The 21323-nt window shown below is 74.8% G+C and carries 17 protein-coding genes and 2 riboswitches; of the genes, 10 read left to right on the forward strand and 7 right to left on the reverse strand.

From position 1 onward, the window contains the following. Positions 1-4: 4 nt before the first annotated feature. On the reverse strand, positions 5-964 hold the full coding sequence (locus ACGF1Z_RS21400; protein WP_393006247.1) for a hypothetical protein: 960 nt from the start codon (positions 962-964) through the stop codon (positions 5-7). A 227-nt stretch (positions 965-1191) separates the two neighbouring features. On the opposite strand from ACGF1Z_RS21400, the gene ACGF1Z_RS21405 reads away from it, so the two are divergent. The 3 genes from ACGF1Z_RS21405 to ACGF1Z_RS21415 all read left to right on the forward strand — a co-directional run bounded on the left by ACGF1Z_RS21405 (position 1192) and on the right by ACGF1Z_RS21415 (position 5302). Then, the gene (locus ACGF1Z_RS21405) at positions 1192-2136 is read left to right on the forward strand and encodes an RNA polymerase sigma-70 factor (RefSeq protein ID WP_393006249.1); all 945 of its coding nucleotides are present in this window, start codon (positions 1192-1194) and stop codon (positions 2134-2136) included. A 113-nt stretch (positions 2137-2249) separates the two neighbouring features. After that, positions 2250-3458, forward strand: coding sequence for an NAD(P)/FAD-dependent oxidoreductase (locus ACGF1Z_RS21410; RefSeq protein WP_393006251.1), 1209 nt, complete (start codon positions 2250-2252; stop codon positions 3456-3458). Positions 3459-3646: 188 nt separating this feature from the next. After that, positions 3647-5302, forward strand: a complete 1656-nt coding sequence (locus ACGF1Z_RS21415; RefSeq protein WP_393006253.1) for a glycosyltransferase family 2 protein — start codon at positions 3647-3649, stop codon at positions 5300-5302. A gap of 126 nt (positions 5303-5428) precedes the next feature. Here ACGF1Z_RS21415 and ACGF1Z_RS21420 read toward each other — a convergent pair whose 3' ends face one another. Both ACGF1Z_RS21420 and ACGF1Z_RS21425 read right to left on the reverse strand, forming a co-directional pair. Further along, positions 5429-6271 (reverse strand): CbtA family protein, encoded by an 843-nt coding sequence (locus tag ACGF1Z_RS21420; protein WP_393006255.1) that lies wholly within the window; start codon positions 6269-6271, stop codon positions 5429-5431. A gap of 15 nt (positions 6272-6286) precedes the next feature. Further along, positions 6287-6517 (reverse strand): CbtB-domain containing protein, encoded by a 231-nt coding sequence (locus ACGF1Z_RS21425; protein WP_376627071.1) that lies wholly within the window; start codon positions 6515-6517, stop codon positions 6287-6289. A 35-nt stretch (positions 6518-6552) separates the two neighbouring features. Continuing rightward, positions 6553-6693: riboswitch (cobalamin riboswitch) on the reverse strand. 51 nt (positions 6694-6744) lie between these two features. Between ACGF1Z_RS21425 and ACGF1Z_RS21430 the strand changes: the two genes are divergently transcribed. Continuing rightward, positions 6745-7320: a histidine phosphatase family protein gene (locus tag ACGF1Z_RS21430; RefSeq protein ID WP_393006257.1), complete on the forward strand. Its 576-nt coding sequence runs from the start codon at positions 6745-6747 to the stop codon at positions 7318-7320. A gap of 113 nt (positions 7321-7433) precedes the next feature. Here the strand turns inward: ACGF1Z_RS21430 and ACGF1Z_RS21435 are convergent, their stop codons facing one another. Continuing rightward, the gene (locus tag ACGF1Z_RS21435; protein WP_393006259.1) at positions 7434-8300 is read right to left on the reverse strand and encodes an alpha/beta fold hydrolase; all 867 of its coding nucleotides are present in this window, start codon (positions 8298-8300) and stop codon (positions 7434-7436) included. Between the two features lie 243 nt (positions 8301-8543). Here ACGF1Z_RS21435 and abc-f point away from each other — a divergent pair, with 243 nt between their 5' ends. Then, positions 8544-10145, forward strand: a complete 1602-nt coding sequence (gene abc-f / locus ACGF1Z_RS21440; protein WP_393006261.1) for a ribosomal protection-like ABC-F family protein — start codon at positions 8544-8546, stop codon at positions 10143-10145. Positions 10146-10656: 511 nt separating this feature from the next. On the opposite strand, the gene cobN is transcribed toward abc-f, so the two are convergent. Then, the gene (cobN, locus tag ACGF1Z_RS21445) at positions 10657-14280 is read right to left on the reverse strand and encodes a cobaltochelatase subunit CobN (protein WP_393006263.1); all 3624 of its coding nucleotides are present in this window, start codon (positions 14278-14280) and stop codon (positions 10657-10659) included. 59 nt (positions 14281-14339) lie between these two features. Next, positions 14340-14422: riboswitch (cobalamin riboswitch) on the reverse strand. A 127-nt stretch (positions 14423-14549) separates the two neighbouring features. On the opposite strand from cobN, the gene ACGF1Z_RS21450 reads away from it, so the two are divergent. From ACGF1Z_RS21450 to cobJ, 3 genes are read left to right on the forward strand one after another with little or no spacing between them, the layout of a single operon-like run. Next, positions 14550-15773, forward strand: a complete 1224-nt coding sequence (locus ACGF1Z_RS21450) for a cobalamin biosynthesis protein CobG (protein WP_393006265.1) — start codon at positions 14550-14552, stop codon at positions 15771-15773. A 14-nt stretch (positions 15774-15787) separates the two neighbouring features. Continuing rightward, positions 15788-16423, forward strand: coding sequence for a precorrin-8X methylmutase (locus ACGF1Z_RS21455; RefSeq protein WP_393006908.1), 636 nt, complete (start codon positions 15788-15790; stop codon positions 16421-16423). 47 nt (positions 16424-16470) lie between these two features. After that, positions 16471-17916 (forward strand): precorrin-3B C(17)-methyltransferase, encoded by a 1446-nt coding sequence (gene cobJ / locus ACGF1Z_RS21460; RefSeq protein WP_393006910.1) that lies wholly within the window; start codon positions 16471-16473, stop codon positions 17914-17916. Between the two features lie 116 nt (positions 17917-18032). On the opposite strand, the gene ACGF1Z_RS21465 is transcribed toward cobJ, so the two are convergent. Beyond that, the gene (locus tag ACGF1Z_RS21465; protein ID WP_393006267.1) at positions 18033-18773 is read right to left on the reverse strand and encodes a cobalt-precorrin-6A reductase; all 741 of its coding nucleotides are present in this window, start codon (positions 18771-18773) and stop codon (positions 18033-18035) included. Positions 18774-18794: 21 nt separating this feature from the next. Between ACGF1Z_RS21465 and ACGF1Z_RS21470 the strand changes: the two genes are divergently transcribed. Further along, positions 18795-19916 carry a cobalt-precorrin-5B (C(1))-methyltransferase gene (locus ACGF1Z_RS21470; RefSeq protein ID WP_393006269.1) on the forward strand — a complete coding sequence of 374 codons (1122 nt, stop codon included), beginning with the start codon at positions 18795-18797 and terminating at the stop codon, positions 19914-19916. Positions 19917-20015: 99 nt separating this feature from the next. After that, positions 20016-20576: a GNAT family N-acetyltransferase gene (locus tag ACGF1Z_RS21475; RefSeq protein WP_393006271.1), complete on the forward strand. Its 561-nt coding sequence runs from the start codon at positions 20016-20018 to the stop codon at positions 20574-20576. On the opposite strand, the gene ACGF1Z_RS21480 is transcribed toward ACGF1Z_RS21475, so the two are convergent. Next, on the reverse strand, positions 20564-21232 hold the full coding sequence (locus ACGF1Z_RS21480; RefSeq protein ID WP_393006273.1) for a hypothetical protein: 669 nt from the start codon (positions 21230-21232) through the stop codon (positions 20564-20566). The two genes, ACGF1Z_RS21475 and ACGF1Z_RS21480, sit on opposite strands and share 13 nt — an antisense overlap. Positions 21233-21323 lie beyond the last annotated feature (91 nt).

Here is a 21323-nt window from a genome sequence, read left to right on the forward strand (position 1 = left end):
ACGGCTACGCGTCCGCCGTGACGGCCTGCTGGCGCAGGTGGTCCCCGGTCTCCCACGGGTACAGCTGGAGGTTCCAGCCGCCGAGGCAGTTGATGTAGAGGGCCATCTGGCTGGTGACGGCGTAGAAGTCGTCGCGGTCGAGGCGGCCGACGACGTCGAGGACGCGCTGGGTGAACGCCCACAGCTTCTCCAGGCCGCAGTAGCCCAGGAACTCGGCGGGGACGCCGACCAGCAGGCGGGTCATGTGGACGAGGGAGTCCATGGGCATGCCCTGGACGGCGGCGCGGACGAGGCCGCCGTAGGCGGCGTAACCCAGCGGCCGGGTCTCGCCGTTGACGAACAGCAGGGTGGGGAGGACGGTCCCGAAGTTGCCCGCCCGGGAGGGGATGACGCCCTGGTGGAGGTCGTCGAGCTCGGCCGGGGGCGCGAGCCAGATCCGCTCGGTCTCGGCGGCGATGTCGGCGATCAGCCGGGCGGCGTCCGCGTCGGCGGCGCGCAGCGCCGGGATGCGGTGGCCGCCCGGCTCTCCGGCGCGGCGGACCTCGACGAGGATCTGCTTCTTCGTGGAGTAGACGGCGTCCCAGATCGCGGCCCCGGCCTCCAGCAGGCCGGGCATGTCCGCCTCCCGGATCCGGCCGACCGGGGTGGCGGGCATCGGCTCGGTCAGGGTGCCGTACTTGATCCCCAGGTGCTGCAGACCGGAGCAGAACACGGTGCCGTCGGGGGCCTCGCGGCGGTCGGGGACGCGGGTGTCGTGGGGAGTGTGCAGCAGGGCGGGTATCGGCGCCACGTGGTAGAGGTGCTCGCCCGCGATGAGCGCGTGCCCCTGGAGGCTCCGGTAGGGCAGCGCGTCCCACAGGGCGTCGGCGAGTGCCGGATTGCGGTCGTCCAGGTCGGCGGTGACCGTGATGCCGAGGTCGGGCCAGGAGATCTCGATCTGACGGCCAGGCAGCTTCTCGGACAAGGCTTTCCCCGTTCGTTGGTTCGGCTTGTCCCAGGAGTAGACCCGCAACTGGCTTGGTGCAGGCAGGCGTTGAAAACATGAAACCTTGATCGGACCGGGTTCCGCAGTTCGTGCCTTTCTACGGAACCGCAGTTCAGGCCGGTGGGCGGGAGGGGGCGTCGCGGCGCGTGGGCGGCCTCCCGCCCGCCGTCCCGTCACGCGGGCGCCGGGGCGCCTAGGATCGTGACATGGCCCTGATGACGAGTGACGTCGACCGGTTCGAGGCGGCCAGGCCCCGGCTCGCAGCCATCGCCTACCGGCTGCTCGGCTCGTCGAGCGAGGCGGAGGACGCCGTGCAGGAGACCTTCCTGCGCTGGCAGGCCGCCGACCCCTCGCGGATCGAGGTCCCCGAGGCCTGGCTGACGAAGGTCCTCACCAACCTGTGCCTCAACCAGCTCACGTCGGCCCGCGCGCGGCGCGAGACCTACGTGGGCCGGTGGCTCCCCGAGCCCCTGCTCGCCGGGGACCCCATGCTCGGCCCGGCCGACACGGCCGAGCAGCGCGAGTCGGTGTCGTACGCGGTCCTCGTCCTCCTGGAGCGCCTCTCCCCCAAGGAACGGGCGGTGTACGTGCTGCGCGAGGCCTTCGACTACCCGCACCGGGAGATCGCCGAGATCCTGGACATCACCGAGGCGGCCGGGCAGCAGATCTACCACCGGGCCAAGAAGCACGTCGCGGACGGCAAGGTGCGCACCGAGGTCGACGAGGCCGCCGCGCGCCGGATCGTCGAGGAGTTCCTGGCGGCGGCGACCAGCGGACGGACCGAGCCCCTCGTACGGCTGCTCACCGAGGACGCCGTCGCGGTCGGCGACGGCGGTGGCAAGGTCCCGGCCCGCGCCAAGGCGTTCGAGGGCGCGAAGGCGGTCGCCACCTTCCTGCGCGGCCTGTTCAAGCCCGCCGAGGCCAAGCGGGCCCTCGTCGGCGGGGTGCCCGAGATCTACGCCACGACCGCCAACGGCGGGCCCGCCGTCCTCGCGGTCGTGGAAGGCCGGGTCGTCGCCATCACCTGCCTGGAGGTCACCGCGGAGGGCATCGTGGCGGTCCGCAGCCAGGCCAACCCCGACAAGCTGGTCCGCGCCACCGAGCTGTGGGCCGCCGCGGACCACGAGGAGGGCCCCCTCCACACCCTCTGAGGTGGTGTGACGCAGGTCATATCCGAACCCTGTCAGGAAACGCGGGGCCGCCCGGTTCAAGGGGCGACATCACGCCGGACAACGGCGGACCCCGCTCAGACAGGAGCACGGACATGCAGCACCGCATCGTCGTCCTCGGAGCCGGCTACACCGGAGCAGTCGCCGCCGGCCGCCTCGCCAAGCGGCTGCACCGCGAGGACGTGACCCTCACCCTCGTCAACCCCGAGCCCGACTTCGTGGAGCGCGTCCGGCTGCACCAGCTCGCCGCCGGCCAGGACCTCCGGCCCCGCCCGTTCGACGAGATGTTCGCCGGCACGGGCGTGGAGCTGCGGCTCGCCGAGGTCACCGCCGTGGACGTGGAGCGCCGGACGGTCGCCGTCACCGGCGCCGACGGCCCGACCGAGCTGGCGTACGACACCCTGGTCTACGCCCTCGGCAGCGGCTGGAACGACGGCGGCGTCCCCGGCACCGCCGTGCACGCCCACGAGCTGTCCAGCCGGCCGGGCGCCCGCCGGCTCCGCGACCGCCTCGCCGCGCTGCCCGCCGGCCGGCCCGTGGTCGTCGTCGGCGGAGGCCTGACCGGCGTGGAGGCCGCGACCGAGATCGCCGAGGCCCGCCCGGACCTCGCGGTCTCCCTGGCCACCCACGGCGCGCTGGGCGACTGGCTCTCGGCGAAGGGCCGCGCCCACCTGCGGAAGGTGACCGACCGGCTCGGCATCGAGATCCACGAGCACGCGGCGGTCACCGCCGTGGCGGCGGACGGCGTGACGATCGCCGACGGCCGGACCGTCCCCGCCGACGTCACCGTCTGGACCACCGGCTTCGCCGTGCACCCGATCGCCCGGGGCACCACCCTGGAGCTCGCCGAAGGCGGCCGGATCGTGGTCGACGGGACGATGCGCTCGGTCTCCCACCCGGACGTGTACGCCGTGGGTGACGCGGCGCTGGCGGTCGGCCCGCAGGGCAAGCCGCTGCGCATGTCCTGCGCCTCCGGCGTCCCCATGGCCTGGCAGGCGGCCGACGCCATCGCCGCCCGGCTGACCGGCACCAAGGTCCCCCGGGTCTCCATCCGCTACTTCCAGCAGTGCATCTCCCTCGGCCGCAAGGAGGGGCTGATCCAGTTCGTGACGGCCGACGACCGTTCGGTCGACCGTGCCCTGACGGGCCGTCCGGCGGCGCTCTACAAGGAACTGATCTGCAAGGGCGCGGCCTGGAGCGTGGCCAACCCGACCGGGGGCATGCCGTCCCGGCGCCGCCGGGTCGTCCACCGGAACACCCCGACCCCCGCCCACGCCCACGCCCCCGCCGAGGCAACCGCCTGACCGCCCGCACCGTCCTCAGAACCGAAGCCCCGTCCGGCAGACCGGGCTTCGGGACGGAGGGCGACGCACGGCGCCCGGTCCTGGTGGCGGCTCGGGCGCTTTCGGACGGCTAAATCACCTTCCCCCCAAAGGCGTTACTATGCGCGCGTGCGACCAGCTTCACACCATCTTTACTGGGGGATCCGAAGATGAACGTTTCGCGTACGCCCACCGTTTCGCTCGTCATCCCGGTCTACAACTCGATGCCGTACCTGGAACTGACCCTCCAGTCGATCGAGCAGCAGACCATCGGCCTGGACGCCATCGAGGTCGTCGCCGTCGACGACGGCTCCACCGACGGCAGCGGCAAGGTGCTCGACGCCTGGGCCGAGCGGCACCCGGGGGTCATGAAGGTCGTCCACCAGGAGGCGTCCGGCGGGCCGAGCCGGCCGCGGAACGTGGGACTCGACCTGGCCACGGGCACGTACGTGTTCTTCGTCGACGGGGACGACTGCCTCGGGCCGGAGGCACTCGAACGGCTGGTCGCGACGGCCGAGAAGAACGGCTCGGACACCGTGCTCGCCAAGCTGGTCGGCGTGGGACGCCGGGTGCCCAAGCAGGTCTTCGCGAAGAACGTCGCCAAGGCGGACCTGTCGAAGGGCGACGTCTACTACACCCTGATGCCCTTCAAGCTGTTCCGGCGCGCGCTCATCGAGAAGCACGGCCTGCGCTTCCCGGAGCACATGCGGGTCAGCGAGGACCAGCACTTCGTGGCCCGCGCCTACCTGCACAGCAAGGTCATCTCGATCGTCGGCGACTACGACTGCTACTACGTCGTGAAGCGGGGCGACAACGGCAACATCACCGCCGACTGGCTCGACTTCCCCGTCGCCCTGGAACAGGCCGACGAGATGGTCTCGCTCGTCACCGGACTCACCGAACCCGGCCCGCTGCGCGACCACCTCATCGGGCGGCACGTCACCGTCGAGCTGATCCGCCGCTTCGACCAGCTCCTCGCCGACTGTGACGCCGAGGAGTTCGCGCGCATGGTGGAGGTGGCCCGCCCCTTCGCGCGGAAGTGGATCCGCCCGGAGGTCCTCGCCGGGAAGTCCGTCCACGAGAAGCTCGTCGCGCACTGCGTGCGCGAGGGCCTGGTGGACGAACTCGCCGCCGTCGTGCGGTGGAACCGCGACGGACGGCCCGGCAAGGCCTTGGTCCGCGACGGACGCCTGTACGCGGCACCGCCGTTCCCGGACGCGGACTCCCCGCTGCACGCCGAGCTCTGCGACATCACGGCCTCCGCACTCGCCGTCAGTCCGCGCCGCCGGGTCGAGCACCTGTCCTGGCGCGGCAGCGTCCTCGAACTCTCCGGCTACGCCTACCTCGACCAGGTCGACACGGACGACCTCGTGACCGAGCTCGTCCTCCGGCACGCCGGCACCGGACGCGAGATCGCCCTCCCCGCCGAGCAGCTCCCCTCCCCGCACCTGACCGTCAGCCGGGGCAAGGAGACCTACGACTACGGCAAGGCCTGCTTCCGCGCCTCCGTCGACCTGGCCACCGCCGACGGCGGCGCCGTACTCCCCAAGGGGGACTGGCACCTCTCGCTGCGCTGCACCGCGCACGGCCTGACCGCCCGCGGCAGCCTCGGCGGCGCCCTCGGCGGCAAGGTCAGCAAGCGCGCCGACGAGCACGCCGTCTCGCTGCCCGGCGCCGGCAAGAAGCTGCACACCGTACGGATCGGGCCGCGCGACGACCGACTGGTGCTCCAGGTCAAGCCGGCCCCGTCGGTGGTGTCCGCGTACGCCCTCAGCTACGGATGGAAGGCGGCCCGCGCGGTCAAGGCCCGGATCAACTGGCGCTAGCGCCCGCGCTTCCCCGGCCTCCGGCGGGGTCCGGTCCGGCCGGCGGGGCGCGGACCCGGAGACGGCGATCGGCCCCGTCCGCCTCCTCGGGCGGACGGGGCCGATCGCGTCGGTGCGTCCCGGAGTTCAGGCGGCCGGTGCGGCCGCGCCGACGGCTTGCGCCGTCTCGGTCCTCGGTGCGAGGAGCCGTTCCGCGAGCAGCCCGAAGGCGAGTCCGAAGACCGCCCACAGGGCCGCCTGGATGCCCAGGGTCGCGAGCCGGAAGTCCCACAGCACGGCGGCCGGGAAGGTGCCCGCCACCGCGTCCTCGTTCCCGGGCAGGAACGCGCAGGCGATCCCGACCGCGGCGACGAAGCCGAGGCCCGCGACGACGGTCGCGTTCCAGTTGCCGAGGCGCGGCGCGAGCCGGCGGCCCGCGACGACCGCGGCGATGCCGAGCAGCACGCTCAGCAGGATCATCAGGAAGAAGAGCGTGGTGCGCTTCCCGATGGTGTCCGGATTGCCGACGGCCGGAGGGGTCGCCGGGTACTTCAGGAACGGCACCAGATAGACCGTGGTGAAGGCCGCCGCCGCGACGAGCGCCGCGGTGGCCTTCGCGGTGAACCGGCCGACCCGGCCCAGGACGAAGCAGAACGCCAGGGAGGCGATGCCGCCGAGGGCGACGCCGTAGACGAGGACGCCGGTGGCGAGACCCGCGGTGGACTGCAGGTCGCGGCTGACGATCTCCTCCTCGGAGTCGGCCTGGGTGGCCGCCCCGTTCGCGCCGTGGTCGTGCGCCGGCGCGGCGTGCTCCGCCTTGGCGGCGGCCTCCTCGACGGCGATCGAGGCGTTGACGGACGGCTCACCGGCGACGTAGGCGACGGCGAAGGCGAACAGTCCGGCGATCAGACCCGCGAGCAGGCCGCGGAGCAGGAGTCTCCCGACGAGTGAGCCCGTGGGAGCGGTGGGGACGTGCGCGGGGGACGACATGCGTGCGGTGGCCCCTCAGTGGCAGGGGAAACCGAGCAGGTGGCGCCCGTCGTGGACCCACTCGTGCACGTCGCTGCCGGCGAACAGGGACGTCGCACCCTGCTCCGCACCGACGAAGTAGAGCGCGACGAGCATCAGGACACCGACGAACAGCGCCCAGGGCAGCACGGCGCGGACCGGCAGCGTGAGCGGGACCGTGACGGCGGGGGTGGACGGAACGGCGGGCGACGCAATGGCCTCGGCCATGGTGGAACCTCCTCGGGAACTCGCGTCCCATACGGTGGTGCGCGACGACGGTCGTCGGGTCTGACTCACCGCCCACCGGCTGGGGGCGGCTCACAGTGGCGCGACCGTGCCGGACTCTCACCGGGCTTCCGTCTCGCCGTCGTCGTTCATATGGAAATGTCGACTGACGGTACCGCGCCGATCACAACACGCCAAGAGCGCCTGAACCGCTGAGGGATGAATCACCCATGACCACGCCCCCGCCCGGGACCGTGCACCTCTCCCTGATCGCGCCCGCCATGAACCGGTCCCTGCGCGAGGCGAGGTTCGACGACGACGAGCCGCTGGAGCCGCTGCGGAACCGGAGCGTCAGCCCGCTCCGCACCGGGCCCCGGGTGCGGCTGCTCCGTTCGCCGTCCGCGCGCTGCGCGGAGACGGCCGGGCTCCTCGGGCACCCGGAGGTGCCGGCCGAACCGGCGCTCGCGGGCTGCTCGATGGGCCGGTGGCGGGGCCGCGGCCTCGACGAACTCGGCGCCTCCGAGCCGGAGTCGGTGGCCGCGTGGCTGTCCGACCCGGCCGCCGCCCCGCACGGCGGCGAGTCCCTGCGGGAGCTGCGCGCCCGGGTCGCGGGCTGGATGGACGCCCTGGAGCCGGGCACCGTCGTCGCCGTCGCCGAGCCGGACGTCATCCGCGCGGGCGTCGCCCACGCGCTGGGGGCTGCGGAAGCGGTCTTCTGGCGCCTCGACGTGCGCCCGCTGGAACGGGTCGAGCTGTCGGGGCGCTCGGGGCGCTGGAACGTGCGCCTGGGAGCGCCGGCCGGCTGACGCCGCCTGCCACCCGGGTCAGGCGGCAGGCGGCAGGCGGCGAGTGTCAGGCGGCGAGTGTCAGGCGCCAGGCAGCAGGCGGCGGGCGTCAGGCGGGACGCGTCGGGCCGGGGTCACGCCTCCAGCACGGCGCGCAGGGTCTTCGCGAACTCCTCCGGGGCGCCCTGCTGGCCGAACTCGCCGCCCAGGAAGCCGCCGTGGTTGCTCGGGAAGACGGCGAGCGGGGTGCCGAGGCCCTCGGCGACGGCAGCCGCCGCGCGCGCCGCGAACTCTCCCTCGGACTCCTCGCCGGCGGCGACCACGATCCGGGTCGGCGCGGCCCGCAGCGCCGGGAAGTCCGGGGCGAAGGAGGTGCAGCCGCGCATGTTCTGCCCGAGCAGCGGATCGTCCCGCTTGCCGTCGTCCTCGGCCGGCAGGCCCAGGGTGTCCGGGGCGGCGAACGGACGCGCCGCCCAGTCCGCCGGGAACGGGCCCTTGTGGGAGACGACCGCGAGGAACCGGACCATGCCCGCGCCCCAGCCGTCGCGCAGGTAGGTCGCGTGGACGTCCGCGCAGACCGCGAGCGCCCGCTCCCGGTCGGGGACGACCTGGGCGGTCGGCGGCTCGTGCGCGACGAGGGTGTGCACCAGGTCCCCGCGCGCGGCGACCAGCGCGAGGGAGTTGACGGCGCCGCCGCTGCTCGCGAAGACGTCCACGGGACCGGCGCCGAGGTCCTCGATCAGCCGGGCCAGGTCGTCCGCGTGCTCCTCGGGCAGCGTCTCGGCGGCGCCGTCCGTGCGGACGCTCCGGCCGACCCCGCGCGGGTCGTAGGTGACGACGGTCCGGTCGGTGAAGTGGGAGGCGAGGGTGGTGAAGCCGGTCGCGTCCATCGGGGAGCCGATGAGCAGCAGGGGGCGCGGGTCGCTCCCGGTGCCGGGGCGCACGTCGTAGCGAAGGGTCGCGCCGACGGTCTCCAGGGTGCGGGTGTCGGTCTCGGCCATGGTTCTCTCCTCCGTGGTGGATCGGTCAGGGGGTAGACCCTGGCCGCCGCCGGAACTCATCGGCGGCACGTGAAGTCCGCCGCCGGACCACCCAGGCCGGGTGCACCTGTCCGGTGGCGAGACGAAACGTCTTGCCGGGCGAGGACCGGAGGCGTACGGTGAACAGGTGACGAGACGATACGTCTCGTCGCGGATCTCGCTCCATGGATCCCGTCCCCGTCGCCGCGCCCCGGGAGGTCGCCCTTGTTCCGTGTCCATCTCCTCGACGTCACCAAGCGCTACGACGACCGGTACGTTCGGGACCGGCTCGTCCTCGACCGGGTCTCGCTGACCGTCCGGGCCGGCGAACGCGTCGGCGTCGTCGGGGACAACGGCTCCGGCAAGTCCACCCTCCTGCGGCTCCTCGCCGGCATCGAGCGCCCCGACCACGGCACCGTCACCGTCGAGTCCCCCGGCGGCGTCGGGCACCTCGCCCAGACCCTGGACCTGCCCGGCACCGCCACCGTCGGAGACGCGATCGACCGGGCGCTCGCCGGCGTCCGGACACTGGAACGGCGCATCCGCGAGGCCGAGGCCGCGCTCGACGCGACCGGCGACCTCGACGGGTACGCCGAACTGCTCGCGGCCTACGAGGCCCGCGGCGGCGAGGGCGCCGACCGGCGCGTGGAGACCGTGCTCCGGCGGCTCGGCGAGCGCACGCCGCTCGACCGGGACCGGCCGCTCGGCACCCTGTCCGGCGGCCGGCGGTCCCGGCTCTCGCTCGCCGCGACCCTCGCCGCCGAGCCCGAGCTGCTGTTGCTCGACGAGCCCACCAACGACCTCGACGACGAGGCCGTCGCCTGGCTGGAGCAGCGGCTGCGCACCCACCGGGGCACGGTCGTCGCCGTCACGCACGACCGGACCTTCCTGGACCGGATCACCACCGCCGTGCTGGAGGTGGACCACGAGACCCGGACCGTACGGCGGCACGGCGACGGCTACGCCGGCTACCTGGCCGCTCGGGCGGCCGAACGCGCCCGCCGGGAGCGGGAGTACGAGGAGTGGCGGGCGGAGCGGGCCCGGTACGCGGGGCTCGCCGACAGCACCATCGACCGCTTCTCCCTCATCCCGCGCAAGGCTCCCGCCGCGTTCAGCGGCGCCGGCGCCTTCCGGGCGCGGTCACGGGCGCACGGCGCGATGAGCAGGATCCGGGCCGCCCGCACCCGGCTCCGGGAGCTCGCCGAGCACCCGGCGCCCCGGCCGCCGGACCCGCTGCGGTTCGCCGCGCGGATCGAGGGCGAGCCGACCCCGGTCGAGCTCGCGGACGTGCGCGTCGACGGGCGTCTCCGGCTGGACGCCCTGCGCCTGGAGCCCGGCGAGCGCCTCCTGGTCACCGGCCCGAACGGGGCCGGGAAGACGACCCTGTTGCGGGTCCTGGCGGGCGAACTCGCCCCGGACGGCGGCACGGTGAAGGTGCCCGCACGGGCCGGTCTGCTCCGCCAGGACACCGCGCCGCCCACCGACCCCCGTACCGTGGCGGCGGCCTTCGGGGAGGGCCGCGAGGAGGAGCTGCTCGCCCTCGGCCTCTTCACGGCCCGCGACCTGACCGTCCCGGTGCGGCACCTGTCGGCCGGTCAGCGGCGCCGGCTGGAGCTCGCCCGGCTGGTGACCCGGCCCGCGGACCTGCTCCTCCTGGACGAGCCGACCAACCACCTGGCCCCGGCCCTGGTGGAGGAGCTGGAGGCGGCCCTGGCCGGCTACCCGGGCACGCTGGTCGTCGTCAGCCACGACCGGCGCCTGCGGGAGGGTTTCCGGGGGCGGCGGATGGAGCTGGAGCCGTGGGTCGGCGCACCGTGTCCGGGGTGAAGGGGGTCTGCTCCGACGTGGGCACCGGGACGACGGTGACGGGGTCGCCGGGCCGGTAGGCCGGCGGCGGCGTGTAGGGCGGCGGCTCCGGGCGGTCCGGCGCGGGGGGCGGGTTCGGGCCGGCGTAGGGGTTCTGCGGTTCCGCCGCCGCCTTCTTCCGGACGCCGCCGGACGTCCCGGGCCGGTACGGCTTCGCCGAGCGCCCGCCGGTGCCCGGGGTGATCCGGACCCTCGACGGAGTGGCGCTCGCGGCCGGGTCCGCCGACGGCTCCGCGGCCGGGTCCGCCGACGGGGACGCCGAGGGCGTCGCGGCGGGCGCCGTCGTGGGACGCGCGGGCTTCGGGGGCTTCGGAGGCGCACCCCCGTCGCCGCCTCCCGAGCAGGCGCCCAGGGCAAGCCCCAGGCCCAGCACCGCCGCCGCCGTCACCGCTGCGCGGGCACGCACGCCCACCACCCCGCCCCAGGTCACCGTCCCGATCCGCACACAGCGCGCGCGGACCGGGAGCACAGCTCAGGCCTCGTCGTCGCCCGCGGCGCCTTCGAGGTCGCCCTCCGTCTCCAGGAAGACCCGGCGCAGCGCCGCCAGCGTCTCCGGGTCCGGCTTCTCCCACATGCCGCGGGACTCGGCCTCCAGGAGGCGCTCGGTGATGCCGTGCAGGGCCCAGGGGTTGGCCTGCTTCAGGAAGGCCTGGTTCTCCGGGTCGAGCACGTAGGCCTCGGTGAGCTTGTCGTACATCCAGTCGGCGACGACGCCCGTCGTGGCGTCGTAGCCGAAGAGGTAGTCGACGGTCGCCGCCAGCTCGAAGGCGCCCTTGTAGCCGTGGCGGCGCATCGCCTCGATCCAGCGCGGGTTGACCACCCGGGCGCGGAAGACGCGCGAGGTCTCCTCGACGAGGGTGCGGGTGCGGACGGTCTCCGGGCGGGTGGAGTCGCCGATGTACGCCTCCGGGGCCGTCCCGCGCAGCGCCCGGACGGTGGCCACCATGCCGCCGTGGTACTGGAAGTAGTCGTCCGAGTCGGCGATGTCGTGCTCGCGGGTGTCGGTGTTCTTCGCCGCCACCGCGATCCGCTTGTACGCCGTCTCCATCTCCGCGCGCGCCGGGCGCCCTTCGAGCCCGCGGCCGTACGCGTAACCGCCCCACACCGTGTACACCTCGGCCAGGTCGGCGTCGGTGCGCCAGTCGCGCGAGTCGATCAGCTGGAGCAGGCCCGCGCCGTAGGTGCCCGGCCGGGAGCCGAAGATGCGGGTGGTGGCGCGGCGCTCGTCGCCGTGCTCGGCCAGGTCGGCCTGCGCGTGGGCGCGGACGTGGTTGACCTCGGCCGGCTCGTCCAGGCCGGCGACCAGCCGTACGGCGTCGTCGAGCAGCCCGATGACGTGCGGGAAGGCGTCCCGGAAGAAGCCGGAGATGCGCAGCGTCACATCGATGCGCGGACGGCCGAGTTCGGCCGCCGGGATCGGCTCCAGGCCGTTCACCCGGCGCGAGGCCTCGTCCCACAGCGGGCGGACGCCGAGCAGCGCGAGGGCCTCGGCGACGTCGTCGCCCGCCGTGCGCATCGCGCTCGTGCCCCACAGCGAGAGTCCGACCGAGGTGGGCCACTCGCCGTTGTCGTCACGGTAGCGGGCGAGCAGCGAGTCGGCGAGCGCCTGGCCGGTCTCCCACGCGAGGCGGGACGGCACGGCCTTGGGGTCGACGGAGTAGAAGTTGCGGCCGGTCGGCAGCACGTTGACCAGGCCGCGCAGCGGCGAGCCGGACGGCCCGGCCGGCACGAAGCCGCCGTTCAGCGCGTGGACGGCGTGGTCGAGCTCGTCGGTGGTCCCGGCGAGCCGGGGCACGACCTGCTCGCAGGCGAAGCGCAGCACGTCCGCGACCTGCGGACCGTACGGCTCGGCGAGGGCCGGGACCGCGTCCACGGCCCAGTCGGCGGCCTCCATCGCCTCGACCAGCTCGCGCGCCTTCGCCTCCGCCTCGTCGGCGGTCGTCCGGGTCGCGGCCGACTCGTCGAGGCCGAGGGCCTCGCGCAGGCCGGGCAGTGCCTGGGTGCCGCCCCAGATCTGGCGGGCGCGCAGGATCGACAGGACCAGGTTGACCCGCTCGGGGCCGGTCGGGGCGCCGCCGAGGACGTGCAGACCGTCGCGGATCTGGGCGTCCTTGACCTCGCACAGCCAGCCGTCGACGTGCAGCAGGAAGTCGTCGAAGCCGTCGTCGTCCGGGCGGTCGTCCATGCCCAGGTCGTGGTCCAGCTTCGCGGCCTGGATCAGCGTCCAGATCTGGGCGCGGATCGCGGGCAGCTTCGCCGGGTCCATGCTGCTGATCTGCGCGTACTCGTCGAGCAGCTGCTCCAGGCGCGCGATGTCGCCGTACGAGTCGGCGCGGGCCATCGGCGGCACCAGGTGGTCGACGAGGGTCGCGTGCACACGGCGCTTGGCCTGGGTGCCCTCACCCGGGTCGTTGACGAGGAACGGGTAGACCAGCGGCAGGTCGCCGAGCGCCGCGTCCGGCCCGCACGCGGCGGACAGGCCCGCGTTCTTGCCGGGCAGCCACTCCAGGTTGCCGTGCTTGCCCAGGTGCACCATCGCGTCGGCGCCGAAGCCGCCGTCCTCGACGCGGGCGGCGATCCAGCGGTAGGCCGCCAGGTAGTGGTGGGACGGCGGCAGATCGGGGTCGTGGTAGATCGCGATCGGGTTCTCGCCGAAGCCGCGCGGCGGCTGGATGAGGACCAGCAGGTTCCCGCGGCGCAGCGCGCCGAGCACGATGTCGCCCTCGGGATTGCGCGAGCGGTCGAGGAACATCTCGCCGGGCGGCGGGCCCCAGTGCTCCTCCACCCGCTCGCGCAGCTCGGCCGGCAGCTCGGCGTACCAGCGCCGGTAGTCGGCGGCCGGGATGCGGACGGGGTTGCGGGCCAGCTGCTCCTCGGTGAGCCAGTCCTGGTCGTGGCCGCCGGCCTCGATGAGGGCGTAGATCAGCTCGTCGCCGTCGCCGGAGACGAGGCCCGGGATGTCCTCGACCGGGCCGAAGTCGTATCCCTCGGCGCGCAGCCGGCGCAGCAGCGCCACGGCGGAGGCGGGGGTGTCGAGACCCACCGCGTTGCCGATCCGGGAGTGCTTCGTCGGGTACGCGGAGAGGACCAGCGCCAGCTTCTTCTCGGCGTTCGGGATGTGCCGCAGGCGGGCGTGCCGGACGGCGATGCCGGCCACGCGGGCAGCGCGCTCGGCGTCGGCGACGTAGGCCGGGAGGCCGTCCTCGTCGATCTCCTTGAAGGAGAACGGCACGGTGATCAGGCGCCCGTCGAACTCGGGGACGGCGACCTGGGTGGCCGCGTCCAGCGGGGACAGGCCCTCGTCGTTCTCCTCCCACGCGGCGCGCGAGCCGGTGAGGCAGAGCGCCTGGAGGATCGGCACGTCGAGCGCGGCGAGCGCGCCGGCGTCCCAGGCCTCCTCGTCACCGCCGGCCTGCGCCTCGGCGGGCTTGGTGCCGCCGGCCGCGAGGACGGTGGTGACGATGGCGTCGGCGCCGCGCAGCTCGTCGAGGAGCTCCGCCTCGGGGACGCGCAGGGAGGCCACGTACAGCGCCTTGGCGCGGCCGCCGGCCTGCTCGATCGCGTCGCACAGGGCGCCGACGAAGGCGGTGTTGCCGCTCATGTGGTGGGCGCGGTAGTAGAGCACGGCGACCGTGGGGCCGGTCTCGTTCCCCGCGGTCCGCTCCAGCGGGCCCCAGGTGGGGGCGGGCGCCGGGGACTCGAAGCCGTGGCCGGTCAGCAGGACCGTGTCGGACAGGAAGCGGGCCAGCTGCTCCAGGTTGGCCGGGCCGCCGTGCGCCAGGTAGGCGTGGGCCTCGGTGGCGACGCCGACGGGGACGGTGGAGACCTCCATCAGCTGCGCGTCGGGCGCCTGTTCGCCGCTGAGCACGACCACCGGCTTCCCGGCGGCCAGGACCGTGTCGAGCCCCTCCTCCCAGGAGCGCAGGCCGCCGAGGAGGCGGACGACGACGAGCTCGGCGCCGTCGAGGAGGGCGGGGAGGTCGGCGTGGGGCAGCCGTGCCGGGTTGGCGAAGCGGTAGGCGACGGGGCCCTCGGCGGCGTTCGCCGCACGGGCGCTGAGCAGGTCGGTGTCGGAGTGCGACAGCAGCAGGAGCATGGCGAGCTCAGGCCCTTCCTCGGGGTTGTCCGCGCCCCGGGTGGTCGTATGGACGGCGGGAGTTCCTGACTCACCGGGCGCCCGGGGGTCCGGGGCCGGCTCACAGTGGCGGGACCGCGCCGGATTCTCACCGGGCTTCCTCCCCGGGGTCCTGGGACCCCATGCCGGTCTGCATCCTAGATCGTGCGGGTCGACGGATGGGGCGGTGCGGGCGAGTAGGCCTGATCACACCCCCGTGGAAGCCCTCGGTCGGCCGGGGGGCCGTGGGTATGCTCGCCGCCATGCCGCCCACCCCTCACCGCTCGCCCGAACCGGGCGAACCACTCATACGGGACCGTGGTGACGCATGCCCGGGGGCGCTGCGTCTGCACGCCGCCGACGACGGCTTCCTCGCCCGACTACGCCTGCCCGGCGGCATGCTGACGTCGCGTCAGACGGAGCTGCTCGCCTCGGCGGCCGAGACCCTGGGCGACGGCGGCATCAGCGTCACCTCGCGCGGCAACGCCGAGCTGCGCGGCCTCCGGGACGGCTGCGGCGCCGAGCTCGCCGCCCTCCTCGACGAGGCCGGTCTGCTCCCCTCCCCCACCCACGAGCGGGTGCGCAACATCGTCGCCTCGCCGGCCGCCGGCCTCGACGGACTCGGCCACGGGGACGTGCAGTTGTGGGTCCGCGAGCTCGACGCGCTGCTGTGCGACGCGCCACGGGCCGCGTCCCTTTCGGGCCGGTTCCTCTTCGTGCTCGACGACGGCCGCGGCGACGTCGCCGGACTCGGCGGCGATGTGACCTTGGTCGCAGGGCCGTCGGGCGCGGAGCTCCGCGTCGGCCCCGAGGTCCGCCGCGTCCCCGCCGCCGACGCGCCCCGCGCCGCCCTGGCCGCCGCGCTCGCCTTCCTCGACGCCGCCGCCACGGCCGGCACCGGCGCCTGGCGGGTGAGGGAACTGCCCGCGGGCCACGCGCCGGACCTGACCGGAGCACTGGAGGAGGCGGGGATCCGGGCGGAGGCCGTACCGGACTCCCCGCTCCCGCCGGGCGAACCGCCCGTGCCGGGAGCGCTCGGCGCGGACGCGGTGTACGTCCTCGCCCCCCTCGGCCGGCTGACCGCCACCCAGCTGCGGGCACTGCTGCCCGCGGACGGGATCCGGCTGACGCCCTGGCGCGGAGCGGTCGTCCGCACCACCCCCGCCCGGCTCCCGGAACTCGCCGCGCACGGCCTCGTCACGAGCCCCGACGCGCCCGGCGCCCGGGTCACCGCGTGCACCGGGCGGCCCGGCTGCGCCAAGGCCCTCGACGACGTGCGCGCCGACGCCCGCCGGGCGCCCGCGGGGCTCCTGCCGGTGCACTTCTCCGGCTGCGAACGCCGCTGCGGCCACCCGCACGGCACCTGGGTCGACGTCCTCGCCACCGGCGACGGCGGATACCTGGTGGCCGGCGTCCCCACACCCCGTACCTCCCTGCCCGAAGCGGTCGCCACGGCCCGCACCACGACGAGATGAGCGAGAGCCCCAGGATGTTCGAGTACGAGAAGGACGGGGCGGAGATCTACCGCCGCTCCTTTGCCACGATCCGCGCCGAGGCCGATCTCGCGGGCCTGCCCGCCGACGTCGCCACCGTGGCGGTGCGGATGATCCACGCCTGCGGCATGACCGACCTCGTCCAGGACGTCGCGTACTCCCCCGGTGTCGTGGCCTCGGCCCGCGCCGCGCTCCGCGCGGGCGCCCCCATCCTGTGCGACGCGCAGATGGTCGCCAGCGGGGTCACCCGCAAGCGGCTGCCCGCCGACAACGACGTGGTCTGCACCCTGTCCGACCCGGCGGTGCCCGGGCTCGCCGCCGAGCTCGGCACCACGCGCTCGGCCGCCGCCATGGAGCTGTGGCGGGACCGCCTGGAGGGCTCCGTCGTCGCCATCGGCAACGCGCCGACCGCCCTCTTCCACCTCCTGGAGATGATCGCGAAGGGCGCCGGCAGGCCCGCCGCCGTGCTCGGCATCCCGGTCGGCTTCATCGGCGCCGCCGAGTCCAAGGACGCCCTCGCCGCGAACACCCTCGGCCTGGAGTACCTCGTCGTCCGCGGCCGGCGGGGCGGCAGCGCCATGACCGCGGCGGCCCTCAACGCCCTCGCGCACGAAGCGGAGATCCAGAAGTGACCGGCAAGCTGTACGGCGTGGGCCTCGGCCCCGGCGACCCGAACCTGATGACCGTGGCCGCCGTGAAGGCCATCGCCGAGGCGGACGTGGTCGCGTACCACTCGGCCCGCCACGGGCGGTCCATCGCCCGCTCCATCGCGGCCGGGCACCTGCGCGAGGACCACATCGAGGAGCGGCTGATGTACCCGCTCACGGTGGAGACCACCGACCACCCCGGCGGCTACCGGGGCGCGCTCGACGACTTCTACGAGGAGGCCTCGGCCCGCCTCGCCGCCCACCTGGACGCCGGCCGCACGGTCGCCGTCCTCGCCGAGGGCGACCCGCTCTTCTACGGCTCCTACCAGCACATGCACAAGCGGCTCGCGCACCGCTACGACACCACCGTCATCCCCGGCGTCACGTCCGTGAGCGCCGCCGCCGCCCGGCTGGGCGAGCCGCTGTGCGAGGCGGAGGAGGTGCTGACGATCATCCCCGGCACCCTGCCGGAGGACGAGCTGACCGCCCGCCTCGCGGGCACCGACTCGGCCGTCGTGATGAAGCTCGGCCGCACCTTCCCGACCGTACGGCGGGCGCTGGAGCGGGCGGGGCGCCTGGAGGACGCGCGCTACGTGGAGCGCGCGTTCATGGCGGGCGAGCGCACCGACGCCCTGGCCGACGTCGACCCGGCCTCCGTCCCGTACTTCTCGGTGGCGGTCCTCCCGTCCCGCATCGACGCCGTGGCCCCCGAGACCCGGGAGACCGCCGGCGAGGTCGTGGTCGTCGGCACCGGCCCGGCCGGCGCGCCGTGGCTGACGCCCGAGTCCCGCGGCGCGCTCGTCAACGCCGACGACCTCGTCGGCTACACCACCTACCTCGACCGCGTCCCGGTCCTGCGGGCGAGCCAGCGCCGCCACGGCTCGGACAACAAGGTCGAGTCGGAGCGCGCCGAGTTCGCCCTCGACCTGGCCCGCCGCGGCCGCCGCGTCGCCGTCGTGTCGGGCGGCGACCCGGGCGTCTTCGCCATGGCGACGGCGGTCCTGGAGGTCGCCTCGGAGGAGCGATACGCCGACATCCCGGTCCGCGTCCTCCCGGGCGTGACCGCCGCCAACGCGGCCGCCGCCGCCGCGGGCGCCCCCCTCGGCCACGACTACGCCACCCTCTCCCTCTCCGACCGCCTCAAGCCCTGGGACGTCATCGCCCGCCGCGTCCGCGCGGCCGCCGAGGCCGACCTGGTCCTGGCCGTCTACAACCCGGGCTCCCGGTCCCGCACCCACCAGGTGGCCGCGGCCCGCGACCTCCTCCTGGAGCTGCGGTCCCCCGACACCCCGGTCGTGGTCGCCCGCGACGTGGGCGGCCCGGAACAGTCGGTCCGCATCCTCACCCTGAAGACCCTCGACCCGGCCGAGGTCGACATGCGCACGCTCCTGCTGATCGGCTCGTCGCAGACGCGGGTGACGGAACGGGCCGACGGACAGCGGATCACGTGGACACCCCGGCGGTACCCGGAGGAGTAGGACCACGGCGACGAGCCGGCGCCCTCCGCCCCGCTCGTCGAGCGCACCGGTGACCTGGTCCCGCCCGACCCGGTCACCGGCCGAGGCAGGAGCCCCGCCGCCCGGGTCCGGCGCGCTCAGCCCCCGGCCCGCTCCCGCGCCCCCACCCACACGGCGGCCTCCTCCGCGGTCGCCGCCGTCAGGACGCCGGCCGGGGCGGGCGGGCGGCGGACCACGACGACCGGTATGCCGGCCTCGCGGGCCGCGGTGAGTTTGGGGGCGGTGGCGGCGGCGCCGCTGTCCTTGGTCACGAGGACGTCGATGCGGTGGGCGGCGAGCAGGGCACGTTCGCCGTCGAGGGTGAACGGACCGCGGTCCAGGAGCACTTCGGTGCGGGCGGGCATCGGGGCCTCGGGGGCGTCGACGGAGCGGACCAGGAACCACTCGGGGCGGGCGGCGAAGGTGGCGAGGCCCATGCGGCCGGTGGTCAAAAAGACGCGGTCACCGAAGGCGTCGAGGGCGGCCGCGGCCTCCTCCAGCGAGGCGACCGCGTGCCACCGGTCGCCGTCCACCGGGACCCAGCCGGGGCGGCGCAGGGCGAGCAGGGGAACATGGGCGGTGGCGGCCGCCGCGGCCGCGTGGAAACTGATCCGCTCGGCGAAGGGATGGGTGGCGTCGATGACCGCGTCCACGGCGTGCTCCCGCAGCCACGCGGCGAGCCCCTCCGGCCCGCCGAAGCCGCCGATCCGGACCTCCCCGGCCGGCAGCCGGGGCGCCGCGACCCGCCCGGCGAGGGAACTCGTGACACGGACCCGCGGGTGGAGCAGCCCGGCCAGGGCGCGCGCTTCGGCCGTCCCGCCGAGGATGAGTACGTGCATGGGAATCCTGGGAGTCCGTTCATGAGTTCCGGCGGGCGTGCGGCCCAACTCAAGCACACCGGTCTGCGCCCCGGCTGGACGACCGGTGCCTGCGCGACGGCGGCGACCACCGCCGCCTACACGGCGCTGCTCACCGGGGACTTCCCGGACCCGGTGACGATCACCCTGCCCAAGGGCCAGACGCCCGCCTTCGCGCTCGCCGTCGAGTCGACCGGACCGGACTCCGCGACGGCCGGCGTGGTGAAGGACGCCGGCGACGACCCGGACGTCACGCACGGCGCGCTGATCCGCTCCACGGTCCGGCTGCTCCCGGCCGGCTCCGGGGTCGTCTTCAGGGCCGGTGAGGGCGTCGGCACCGTGACCCTGCCCGGGCTGCCCCTCGACGTCGGCGAACCGGCGATCAACCCGGTCCCCCGCCAGATGATGCGCGAGCACGTGGCCCGGGTCGCGGCCGCGCACGGCGGCACCGGCGACGTCGAGATCACCCTCTCCGTCGACCACGGCGCCGAGATCGCCCGCTCCACCTGGAACCCGCGCATCGGCATCCTCGGCGGACTGTCCATCCTCGGCACCACCGGCGTCGTCGTCCCCTACTCCTGCTCGGCCTGGATCGACTCCATCCGCCGCGGCGTCGACGTGGCCCGCGCCGGCGGCCTCACCCACGTCGCCGGCTGCACCGGTTCCACCTCCGAGCGGACCGTCACCCAGCTCTACGACCTGCCGGAGATCGCGCTGCTCGACATGGGCGACTTCGCGGGCGCCGTGCTCAAGTACGTCCGCCGCCACCCGGTGGACCGGCTCACCGTCTGCGGCGGCTTCGCCAAACTGTCCAAGCTGGCCGCCGGCCACCTGGACCTGCACTCCGCGCGCTCCCGGGTCGACAAGGGCTTCCTCGCCGACCTGGCCCGGACGGGCGGCGCCGGCGAGGACCTGGCCGCGGAGATCGCCGACGCCAACACCGGGCTCGCCGCGCTCCGCCTCTGCGAGGCCGCCGGGGTCCCGCTGGGCGACCTGGTCGCCGTCCGCGCCCGCGACGAGGCCCTCGCGGTCCTGCGCGGCGCACCCGTCGCCGTCGACGTGATCTGCATCGACCGCGCGGGCGTGGTCGTGGGACGCTCGCCGGTGGCGGGGCCGGGAGCGTAGTCCGGCTCGCGGGAGCCGTCCTCCGTGTGGCCGTCGCCGCCGGTGGCGCCGCCCCGGAAATCCCGCGACAGCCGGCGGGACACTGCGGAGAATCGCCGGATGGCCGACTTCTCGCACAAGCCCACCCTCACCGGCGAACGCGTCACGCTGCGTCCGGTCACCGAGGACGACGTCCCGGCGCTGCTGCCCATGTTCGACGACCCCGAGATCTCCCGGCTGACCGGGAACCACACCCGCTTCGACGAGCCCGCGCTGCGCCGCTGGTACGGCTCGCGGGGCGCCCGGGACGACCGGCTCGACCTGGCCGTGGTGGAGCGGGCCTCGGGACTGGTCGTCGGCGAGGCGGTCCTCAACGAGTGGGACCCGGGCAACGAGAGCTGCGCCTTCCGGATCTGCTTCACCCCGGCCGGCATCGGCCGCGGCCTCGGCACCCAGGCCACCCGCCTCCTCGTCGGCCACGCCTTCGGGACCCTCGGTCTCCACCGCGTCTGGCTGGAGGTGTACGCCTTCAATCCGCGCGCCCGCCGCGCCTACGAGAAGGCCGGGTTCCGCGCGGAGGGCGTGCTCCGCGACGCCCTGCTGTGGGAGGGCGAGCGGGTGGACGCGACGCTGATGTCCGCGCTGGCGCCGGAGTGGGCGGCGGCCGGTCAGGCCGGATAGCCGGTCTCCCGCAGGTCCTCCGCCAGGTCGGCGAGCGTCAGCTCCGGGTCGAGGGCCGCGACGACCTCCCGGGTGAGGGGGCGCAGGGCGAGGACGTGCCGGACGGCCTCGACGTCGACCTCCCTCTCGTAGTAGTCGGCGGCCCACTCCGCGTACGCCTCCGCCGAGCGGTCGACGAGCAGGGCGAAGAGCCGGTCGGCACCGTCCGGCTCGCCGTCTCCCCAGGTGGGGAAGTCGATGGTGCCGGTGCGCCAGGCGGAGTCGGCGGCTTCGCGCCAGAGGCAGCAGGTGACCGCCGGGATCCCCTCCTCGCAGAACGCCGGCTCCGTCACGTACGCACGGAAGACCGCCGGCACGTCGTCCAGGACGCCCGGCCACACCTCGGGATCGTCCCGGTCGGCCCAGGGGCTCATCGGGGCCTCGTGGGCGAAGCCCCGGGCGTACGCCCCTGCGGGCGAGAAGACGAACGAGAACTCGTCGCCCTGCCCGTCGCGCATCGAGGCCATCTCCTCGTGCTCGTTCCAGCGGGCGTCGAAGGAGTGGTACCGCCCATCCCACTCCGGGCTCAGCACGGCCTCCAGCATCGCGAGCCCCCGGCAGTGGTCGCGCAGTTCCCCGATGCCCGGCAGCGCCCGGGCCACGTCGTGAACGGTCATCCGCTCATTGCAGCGCACGGGGCTGACATTCGGCGTGCGGGTGCCGGGGGCCGCCCCTAGGCTGGCCCCGGCAGCATCCCCGACCGAGAGG

This window comes from Streptomyces sp. NPDC048018, assembly GCF_043202995.1.
Lineage (GTDB): Bacteria > Actinomycetota > Actinomycetes > Streptomycetales > Streptomycetaceae > Streptomyces.